The following is a 9,359-nucleotide window of genomic DNA, read 5'->3' as shown; positions in this document are numbered from 1 at the left end:
CCGCGCATCGAAAACGGATCTTGGGCTGTGTGTGACTGAGCACTTCATTCGGCGAGTGAGCGATCGGGTTGGCGGGTTGAGCGATGGGTTTCGATGCAGGAGACGGTCCCTGGCTTCCCCTTCGTCACGGGTCCTGGGCAGGCCAGGACGCCGCCAAGTCGTAGTAACCGGCGAAGAGGGAGCCAGGGACTGCCTCCTGCATCGGCTCACCGTTCAGCCAGCAGATCTGCCGGGTGGCCCTCTCGGTGTCGAGGACACAGCACACACCGCCGCTCGCGGCGGTGAGGCCGTTGAACACCGCTCTGATACTCGCGGACCGTTCGAACGCCAGGCTCATGCCCGTTGTAGCTGCGGTGAAGTCCAGTGACGCGTAATCAGGGTGCCACCGGGTCGCGAACCTCACCGTGAGGTAGATGTACCCGATCGCGACCCTCCCGCGCTCGTCGGGCTCCCGATGATGGGTCCCCAAGAACTCGCGCACCGCGTCGTCGACGCCGAACACGATTGTGGTGTCGAGATCCAATGTGCGGCTCGTCGAGCAGTCGACCGGCTCACTCTTGAAATGTGAAGTAAATGGAAGGACGACCTGGTCACCGCCGGGCAGGGTGACTGGGATTGTTGGCTGTCGACCGGTCGTCGGCGCCAGCTCGGCGAGCTCGGTCAGCGCGCGGGCCACATTCCGAGCTGGAATGAAAATTTCGTAGCTGTAGTCGAACCCCATGCACCCCACCTCTCTGCAAGTCGAGCCGGATCGTCCCATGACGTGCCCGCCCGGGTCTCGGGCATTTCGCCGTGAGGCCAACGCCGGACCACCTCGCGCTGATCCGCGCAGTCCTCGACGTCGGCCTTGCGTCCGTGACCCTGTTCGAGGGCTACTAGCAACCGGGCACCGTCCGGGCCGGCGATACTTTGCCCGGTCGGTGCTCAACTCGCCAAGTGAAGCGCTCAGTCACACTGTGAATGATCACGGTTCATGGGGCGGGGAGATCTCACGGACGAGCAGTGGGCGGTGCTGGAGCCGCTGTTGCCGAACGGTGCCAGGGCGGGGCGGCCGCCGGTCTGGCCTCGGCGGCAGTTGATCGACGGCATACGGTTCCGGGTCCGGACCGGTGTTCCGTGGCGGGACGTGCCCGTCGAGTACGGGCCGTGGGGCCGGATCTACGACCTGTTCCACCGATGGCAGCGGGACGGCACCTGGCAACGGATCCTCACCCGTCTTCAGTTCCCGGCCGACGCGGAAGGTGCTGTCACGTGGGACCTGAGCGTCGACTCCACGGCGTGCCGTGCTCATCAGCATGCGGCTGGGGCCCGGAAAGAGGGCGACCTGCAGAAGGAACCGCCGGGCGGCGTGTTTACCGAGCCCGGTGATCACGGGCTGGGACGCTCGCGCGGCGGGTTCACCACCAAGCTGCACCTGGCCGTCGAGCAGGGCCAGAAGCCCATGTCGATCGTGGTGACCGCCGGGCAGCGCGGGGACTCGCCGCAGTTCGAACCCGCGCTGGAGAAGGTCCGAGTGCCCCGCATCGGGCCGGGCCGGCCACGCGTCCGCCCCCATCGCGGGCGGGCTGACAAGGCGTACGCCTCCCGCAAGAACCGCGCCTACCTGCGCCGCCGCGGTATCCGCTGCACCATCCCGGACAAGGCCGACCAGGCCCGCAACCGCCAGAAGCTCGGCTCCCGCGGCGGCCGGCCGCCGCGCTTCGACCCGGTCGACTACCGCGAACGCCATGCGGTCGAGTGCGGGATCAACCGTCTCAAGAGGAACCGCGCTGTCGCCACGCGCTACGACAAGCTCGCGGTCCGCTACGAGGCGACTGTGCTGGTCGCAGCGATCAATGAATGGCTATGACCCTGTCTCACGCGTCATCACGTATGTGTTCCCGATGTCGGGATCGCCGTAGAAGAAGAACAGCTTCAACTCGTCGTGCTGATCGCGGTCCACATAGAAGGACCACGCGTATGTCGATGGGGGTTCAGGAGGCGAGGTGCCAGTGGCCGTCGCGGGGGAACGGCTCTCCACTCGAGTCCGGGCTGTCAGCGCGAGTCGGACGACCTGTCCGCCGCCGCCGTCCGTCAGTTGCCAGGTTCCCGTACCGGAGAGGCGCCAGCCGTCCTCGAAGTCGAAGTCCTGCCCGTCGAGCTTGTCGAAGAGAGCCGTTCGGTCCTTGCGGAGCACCACGCGGGTCCCCTCGACGTTTTCCCAGCCCCCGGCGACTTCGGTCGTCGTGGCGTCGTGGATCCCTGTTCCCTCGTAGTACTGATAGGGGCCGGCGCACGCAGTCGGAGCAGCCAGAACCACCATCAAGCCACCGACGGCCGCCCCCCACGCACGCAGCCTGCTTCCGCCCGCCACCAGGACCTCCCGCCCTCAGCCCGTCTCGGCCAACTGATAGGAGCGGGCCATGGAGAGATACCTTGCCAGACTTGTTGAACGTGTTCAAATATGCGACTGAAGGGATGTCGCGTACCACCCCCGGCTCGTGCATCCAGCGCCGCCCGCAGCCGCCGATGAGCACCGCGAACAGCGCTTTCGATACACGGCCTGGAGCTCGGCCGGTACGGACAGCATGCCGAACATCGCGCGACCCTCCGTGGTGGCGGTGCCGACGCCCTGCTCGACGACGTGCAGGCCGATCCCGCGTTCGCGCAGCTCGGCGCCGAGGGTGACCAGGTGCGGGACGGAGCGGGAGAGCCGGTCGAGCCGGGTCACCTTCACTGTGTCGCCCTCGCGCATCAGCGGCATGACGAGATCGAGCTTCGGGCGGGACGCCTTCGCGCCGCTGGCGACGTCGACGTGGATGTTGCCGCGGCCGACGCCGTTGCGGACAAGCGCGTCGATCTGATGATCAGGGTTCCGGTCGGCCGTCGAAGTACGGCAGCAGCCAAGGAGCATGGTCGGAAACCACCCTGCCGACCGTTCACCGACGTTGATTTCCGACGCGAGTTGTCGACTGTGCCCACCTGCGGGTTCGTGATCACTTGAGGGTGCCGTCGTTTGCCGGCACTTCGACCGAGGAGGGGCCCGGCCCGCGGGTGCGCGGCGCGGATGCTGCCTCCTGCGCGCCGCTCGTCGGCCCCTGGCCGCCTGGCTGCCCTCTGTCGGCGCTCCGGCTACCGTGCGGCAGCCGGGACTTCCGGGCGAGGGTCGATCGGCGCGAGCACGCCGAGGCGGTCCTCGATCTCCTGGGCGGCAGCCAGGCACAGGTCTTCCCGGAACGCACGCCCGATGATCTGCACGCCGGACGGCAGTCCGTCGCTGACTCCGGTCGGTACGGCGACCGCGGGCACGCCCACAAAGCTGGTCACCGTGCACAGGCGCATGCCCTCGGTGACCCGTTCCCGTCCCGCTTCGTCGCGTGACTCCAGGCCCGGCTCGACGGGCGGCTCGGTGAACACCGGCCCGAGCAGCAGCGGGAAGTCGTCGAGGAACTCCGCCCAGGAGCGGCGGATGCCGAGCCAGGTCCCCATCAGCTTCGTGAGTTCTGCGGCGTTCGCAGGCGGAGTCTTCTCCATGGCCATCTGGATGTAGCGGTCTCCGCCTTCGCCGAGCAGTTCCCGCACCGCCGGCCAGGTCGGCGCGAATTCGGTCACGGTGATCCGGCCGTACGCCTCCAGGGCCTCGTCCATCCGCGGAACATCCGCCATCTCCCGCACGTCGTACCCGGCGTCGCGCAACGCGTCGGCCGCAGCCGTGACCGCCGCACGGACCGTGGGATGAACGCCGTGGCCGCCGGGGTCGGCGACGACCGCGACTTTGACCGGTCCCGGCAGCGGTTCGCCGTAGAGGGGCACGGGCACGGCCCGCGGGTCCCTCGGGTCGGTCCCGGCCAGCGCCTCGTATGCCAGCCGCAGGTCCGCGACCGTACGGGCCAGGGGCCCGTCGGTGACCAGCATCTGTGAGGCCGGTCCCGGGTCGTCCGGGCCGAGGACACGGTGGTCGGCGGGGAACCGTCCGGTGGTCGGCTTCAGCCCCGTCACGCCGCAGAACGAGGCCGGGATCCGCACGGATCCGCCGGAGTCATTGCCGAGACCCAGTGCGGCCATGGCGGTGGCGACGGCCACTCCGTCACCGCCACTGCTGCCGCCCGGGGTCCGGCGCCGGTTCCACGGGTTGACGGTGTCGCCGAACAACTCGCTGCGGGTGTGCATCCCGGCCAGGACCAGGGTCGGCATGTTGCTGTGCCCGATCGGTATGGCTCCCGCCGCGCGGAGCCGGGCCACAGGCGGTGCGTCGGCCGGAGCCACCAGGTCGCGGAAGCGTGCCGTTCCGAGTGTGGTGGGCACTCCCTCGACAGCGGTGGTCTCCTTCACCGTGAACGGCACGCCCGCCAGCGGCCCGAGTTCTTCGCCCGCTGCCCGCCGCCGGTCCGTGTGTGCCGCGGCCTCGCGGGCTCGCTCAGCCAACAGCTGCGTAACCGCGTTGACCTGTGGGTTGATCTCCGCGATGCGTTCCAGGTGGCTGTCTACCAGTTCGACCGCCGATATCTGTCCGCCTCGGACCGCCTCCGCCTGGGCGGCGGCCGTCATTGCCCACAGGGCGTTCTGCCTGATCATCGCGCTTCCCATCCACATGCCGAAGTGCTTGTGTCCGAACCCTAACCCGGAAGCGATACGATCGTATTGGAATAAGGAGGCTGACCGGGCATGCCCAAACAGGTGGACTACGAAAGCCGACGCCGCCGGATCGCCGAGGCCGTCTGCCTCCTCGCCGACGAACACGGACCGGAGGGAGTGAGCATGCGCGAAGTCGCCGCCCGCGCGCAGGTCTCACTCGGCGCCGTTCAGCGCTGCTTCCGCAGCAAGGCGGAGATGCTCCTCTTCGCCGTCGACCACGTCGGCGAACGCATCACCGAACGTGTCAGGACCCGTCTGGCCTCAGGCCCGGCCCAGTCGGCCGCCACCGCCCTGGGGCACGCGGCCGACGAGATCGCCCTGCTCCGCGAAGAACACCGCGCCGAGGCACGGATCTGGCTCGCGTTCGCCGCTCAGGCTGCTGTCAGCGAGCCACTCGCCGGGCCGCTGAGAACCAGCTACGCGGCCCTCCAGCACCTCCTCGTCCGCCTCATCACGGAGGCCACCGAGAGCGGCCCGGCCGACGAAGGCGCTGCGTCGCCCGACCCGCAGCACGAGGCTCGCACGCTGCTTGCCCTCGCCGACGGCCTTACCACCCATGTACTCATAGGCCACTTGACCGCAGAGGAAGCCGAGGAAGTCCTGCACGCGCATCTGGTCGGCCTCCGGGAACGCCCCGGCACCACCCGCCCCCGAAAGGCCGTCTGACACTCAGGGCGCTCATCGCCTCGCGCGTGCCGTGTCGGCTGCACCGAATCACCGGGCCCGGGCAGCGGCCATGGACACACCAGGTCAAGCCGGAACGTCCCCTACGGGTCGACGTTCGACCAGGACAGCGCGGTCAGGCCGCGCCGGTCTCCACCGGTACCGTCCAGGCGTGTGCCGGGCCGTGCGGGATCGGTGGGGCCGGTCGACGACGTCGGCACAACACCGGCCCGGGCCGCTGCCTTTCGGCAAGACGTACCGGGACGCACACTTGAGTGATCCTGGAACCTCAAAGGAATCCATGCCACGGCGAGCAGTACCCCAGGCCAGGCCCGACTCCGTGGTTCCTCGGCTGCTGCTGTCGCACCCCCTGGCCGGGCGCCTGCCCCGCACCGGCGAAAGCGTGGACGGAGGCCCTGACGTCGGTCCGGGCCTCCGTCGCTACGAGCTCATACCCAGGTGCAGTTCGCGTCGGTGACCGCGCCCAGGGCGGCGCCGATGACGGGGCCCGGGGGCCGGCCAGGGCGGCGAGCGCGGGGCCGACGGGCGGGAAGACGGGCGGGAAGACGGGCAGGCCGGCGGCCTTGCAGTGGTCGACCCACTCGATCACGCCGACTTCGTGGCTGGCGTCGGGGAGTCCGTCCAGCTCCTGCTCGGCGAGTGCGGCGCGGACGTTCCCGGTGACGTGCAGGCGGTAGATCAGGTGGAGTTTGCGCAGCGGCGGGGTGAGGCCGGGGCGGGCGATGCGCTGGTCGATGACCCACAGCAGTCCGCCCGCCTCGGCCCGGGCGACGCCGAGCCCGAGTTCTCCCTGCAGCTCCCGGGCGAGGGCCGGCGTCGAGGTCTTCACCGTGCTCGGCGTTGCCGCCGGGCGGGGTGCAGTGGGTGGAGCCGGCTCGGTCGCGGCGGATGAGGGCGACCTCGCCGCCGCAGAAGACGAGGACCCCGGTGGTCCTGACGTCGATGCCGGGAGTCGGCGTCAGGACCGGAGCCCGCATCCTGATCGAGGTCGGCGACGGCAGCGACTTCCCGACCGCCGGCCACCTCGCCGCCTACGCCGGACTCGCCCCCGCAACCCGCAGTTCCGGGTCCTCGATCCGCGGAGAACAGCCCTCCAGGAGAGTCGAGTAGCCGAGGGGGATCTCACCCCTCGGCTCTCACAGAACCGTGCGTAACGGTCTCCCGTTACACGGCTCTTGTCGTTCTGATCATCAGATCACCGCGGCCGCCGTGGTGAGGCGCCAGTGCACGAACATGCGGGGGTATCGCTGGGCGATTTCCTGCATCTTCGAGTACGCCTTCTTCTGGGCCGCGAGCCGCTTGTACTTGTTGCGGATCCATCGCACCAAGTAGGTGTTGACGCGCGCCAAGAAGCGGTTCAACTCCCAAGGCCGGAATCGGCCGTAGTAGTTGATCCAGCCCCCGATCACAGGATTCATCCTGCGGGCGAGCTCACTGAAGGTCAGCTCGGCGCGTCGGTGCAGTTGCCAGGACCGCACCTCCCGGCCGATCCTCGTCAGGGCTTCCCTGCTGATCCCCGGCTCGAACGACAGGAACAGCTTCCCGTGCCGATTCCGGTTCTTCCGGGCGCGGAACGCGTACCCAAGGAAGGTGAAGGCCGTGTGCTCGAAGGAGCGCCGGCGGTTGCCGTCCTTGCAGTAGACGATCCGGGTCTTGTCCGGGTGCAAACGCAGCCCGACCTCGACCATCCTGTCCGAGAGCGCGGCCAGCACCTGGCGGGCCTCTCGCTCTGTGACGCAGTGCAGTACCGCGTCATCCGCGTAGCGCTCGAACCAGACGGACGGGAACTCCCGTTCCATCCACATGTCGAACGCGTAGTGCAGGAACAGGTTCGCCAGAACGGGAGAGACCGGCGCCCCTTGAGGCGTCCCGCGCTCCCGCTCCACCAGGGAGCCGTCGGGCATGACGAGCGGGGCGGCAAGCCACCTCCGCACATACAAGTTCACCCAGACGGCGTCGGTGTGTGCGGCCACCGCCTTGACGAGCAGGTCCCAGGGCACGCTGTCGAAAAACTTGGCGATGTCGAACTCGACCACCCAGTCCCGCCGCCAGCTACGCTCCCGGCACTTCCCCACCGCGTCCAAGGCAGACCGTCCCGGCCGGTATCCGTAGCTGTCCGGGTGGAAAATGGGCTCCACCCTTCGCATGAGATGCCGGGCCACAACAGTCTGAGCCACCCGGTCGGCGACAGCGGGAATGCCGAGCATTCTCGTGCCGCCGCCGTGTGGCTTCGGAATGGTCACCGCCCGCACCGGAGGAGGGAAGTACGAGCCCGACGACATACGATTCCAGACCTTGTACAGGTTTCCCTTCAGGTCCGTCTCGAAGTCTTCGATACTCTGCCCATCCACTCCGGGCGCACCTTTATTGGCCTTGACTTCCTCCCACGCTTCCTTGACTTCCCACTTCGAGATATCAAACGGCTTGACCGATGACTTCAACTGGCTCATCGCACTCCTCCCAGACGTCGTCCGGTTGATGTGATCAACTCAGTCACGAACGACCCGGCCCCTTCGCTCCACCCCCGTTACAGGGGCTTCATCACTACTACGAGCCGGTCCGCCAGCAGGTGCCGCATCGGTACTCGACCCCTCACGGTGTCTGCCGCTTGGGGCACTCCCTCTCGCTGCCGCAGTGCGGCAGCAGTGTCGGACCTGCCTTCTCCTGTTCCATGTGAAAGCCGCAGACCGGGCTCGCGTCGCCTTCATGCCGGACACCACCTGGCCAATAAGCGGGAACCCGCCAGGCTCATCCCGGGGTCGTTTCCACACCCCGGTTTCGATGTCGTCTGTCTGCTTTTCGACACGTCAGCAGCGATTCACTTACGTTCGCCTTCCCGGTCCCCACCTGACGCCTCTTACGACGCCTTTTCCTCATCGCTCACCACGACAGTCATTAGCTAACGCAGCATGAGGCGGTTTGAAGCCTCCCCCGCAGGGCGACTCCGAAGGGCCAAAAACCTTCATCTTTCACACAGCACCGCAATTAGAAGCTGCCCTACAACCAGCTCCTTCTCACGCTCAGGACACACGGAAACAAGCAGCTCAAACGGGCTTTCTCCCTCTCCGCGTTCGCCGCCCTCGGCGACCCGGCCTCCCGGGCCTACTACGACAAGAAAATCGCCCAGGGCAAGCACCACACCCAAGCCCTGCTCTGCCTCGCCAGACGCAGAGCCGACGTCCTCTTCGCAATGCTCCGCGACGGAACCTTCTACGAACCGCAGCCGTCTGTATCAGCTGCCTGACCTACGGGTCTGCGAGGAGAACGACTCGATCGGCCTCGACATCAAAGCCGAGCACTGGATGGCCATAGTGGCCTTCCGGGTCCATCAGCACGGGCTTGTTCAGCCGCCTTCCGATCTCTCGCAGGAAGCCGCAGAACACATCAAGCCGACCCTGGCCCTGCAACTCCCGCAGGTCGACGTCAAAGTCGACTTCGTCGTCGGCATAGAACCGGAAGATCGCCAGCACATCGGCAGTCGGCCAGACCCGCAGGTTCGGGCACTCCGCGTCCGCCGGGCGGCCCAGCACGGCCTCCGCCCGGGGCACCGGAAGCACCGTCTCTCCCTGGGAGTACTGGCACTTCCAGCCCCTCTCCGCGACAAGATCGAGGACCGTCTGCCAGTCCTGCACCGAGGCGTCCGGGACACGCATGTCCGGCAACGACCCCATCAAGTCCGGGTCGAAGAAGGAACTCACGTCATCCCACAGCAGATCAGCCACCCCGCCATGCTGCCCGGCTCCCCGACCCAACGCACCCCCGTTTCCCTTGACCAAAGACATAGGGGCACCCCCCGGACCGGCGGACGACGATGCGGCCCGCCACGCCGAGCCCGATGGCCGACACGATGCCGGATACGGCCGGCGGTATGTTGCCGGTGACCGAGGACGCGGAGGCAGCCCCCCGGCGAAGCGCTGCGGATCACCGGACGGCGCACCCTGCCCGCGGACAGCCCCATGAAGTCCACCATCGACAAAACCCCGGGAAACCCTGGCCTCCCCCACCCGCTCCCGAATCCTCAGCACGCCCGGCCGCTGCAAGAACTCCTCACGGAATGACAC

General features: G+C 67.9%; 9 protein-coding genes and 2 pseudogenes. 4 read left to right on the top strand and 7 right to left on the bottom strand.

Features of this window, described 5'->3' with window-relative positions; all coding sequences use genetic code 11:
• Positions 1-124: 124 nt before the first annotated feature.
• The gene (locus tag ABZ490_RS51610) at positions 125-721 is read right to left on the bottom strand and encodes a hypothetical protein (protein WP_359007850.1); all 597 of its coding nucleotides are present in this window, start codon (positions 719-721) and stop codon (positions 125-127) included.
• Positions 722-973: 252 nt separating this feature from the next.
• Between ABZ490_RS51610 and ABZ490_RS51605 the strand changes: the two genes are divergently transcribed.
• Positions 974-1,849 (top strand): IS5 family transposase, encoded by an 876-nt coding sequence (locus ABZ490_RS51605; RefSeq protein ID WP_359007847.1) that lies wholly within the window; start codon positions 974-976, stop codon positions 1,847-1,849.
• Here ABZ490_RS51605 and ABZ490_RS51600 read toward each other — a convergent pair.
• The 3 genes from ABZ490_RS51600 to ABZ490_RS51590 form a co-directional block, all read right to left on the bottom strand.
• Positions 1,844-2,353 carry a hypothetical protein gene (locus ABZ490_RS51600; protein ID WP_359007844.1) on the bottom strand — a complete coding sequence of 170 codons (510 nt, stop codon included), beginning with the start codon at positions 2,351-2,353 and terminating at the stop codon, positions 1,844-1,846. The genes ABZ490_RS51605 and ABZ490_RS51600 overlap by 6 nt on opposite strands.
• Before the next feature lie 84 nt (positions 2,354-2,437).
• Entirely contained in the window at positions 2,438-2,893 is a 456-nt protein-coding gene (locus ABZ490_RS51595; RefSeq protein ID WP_359007841.1) for a recombinase family protein, read from the bottom strand.
• Between the two features lie 218 nt (positions 2,894-3,111).
• Positions 3,112-4,554 (bottom strand): amidase, encoded by a 1,443-nt coding sequence (locus tag ABZ490_RS51590; RefSeq protein ID WP_359007838.1) that lies wholly within the window; start codon positions 4,552-4,554, stop codon positions 3,112-3,114.
• A gap of 90 nt (positions 4,555-4,644) precedes the next feature.
• Between ABZ490_RS51590 and ABZ490_RS51585 the strand changes: the two genes are divergently transcribed.
• Complete coding sequence (locus tag ABZ490_RS51585) at positions 4,645-5,280, top strand: TetR family transcriptional regulator C-terminal domain-containing protein (protein WP_359007835.1); 636 nt, start codon at positions 4,645-4,647, stop codon at positions 5,278-5,280.
• A 286-nt stretch (positions 5,281-5,566) separates the two neighbouring features.
• Here the strand turns inward: ABZ490_RS51585 and ABZ490_RS51580 are convergent, their stop codons facing one another.
• Entirely contained in the window at positions 5,567-6,127 is a 561-nt protein-coding gene (locus ABZ490_RS51580; RefSeq protein WP_359007832.1) for a hypothetical protein, read from the bottom strand.
• A gap of 95 nt (positions 6,128-6,222) precedes the next feature.
• Here ABZ490_RS51580 and ABZ490_RS51575 point away from each other — a divergent pair.
• Positions 6,223-6,396, top strand: a pseudogene (locus ABZ490_RS51575) (IS110 family transposase); the annotation flags it as partial.
• 92 nt (positions 6,397-6,488) lie between these two features.
• Here the strand turns inward: ABZ490_RS51575 and ltrA are convergent.
• Positions 6,489-7,748, bottom strand: a complete 1,260-nt coding sequence (gene ltrA / locus ABZ490_RS51570; RefSeq protein WP_359007829.1) for a group II intron reverse transcriptase/maturase — start codon at positions 7,746-7,748, stop codon at positions 6,489-6,491.
• Between the two features lie 581 nt (positions 7,749-8,329).
• Between ltrA and ABZ490_RS51565 the strand changes: the two are divergent.
• Positions 8,330-8,542, top strand: a pseudogene (locus ABZ490_RS51565) (IS110 family transposase); the annotation flags it as partial.
• Position 8,543: 1 nt separating this feature from the next.
• On the opposite strand, the gene ABZ490_RS51560 reads toward ABZ490_RS51565, so the two are convergent.
• Positions 8,544-9,020, bottom strand: a complete 477-nt coding sequence (locus ABZ490_RS51560; RefSeq protein WP_359007826.1) for a hypothetical protein — start codon at positions 9,018-9,020, stop codon at positions 8,544-8,546.
• Positions 9,021-9,359: the final 339 nt, after the last annotated feature.

It is taken from the genome of Streptomyces sp. NPDC005811 (assembly GCF_040630405.1).
Lineage (GTDB): Bacteria > Actinomycetota > Actinomycetes > Streptomycetales > Streptomycetaceae > Streptomyces.
This window is presented reverse-complemented; position numbering and strand designations above follow the sequence as displayed.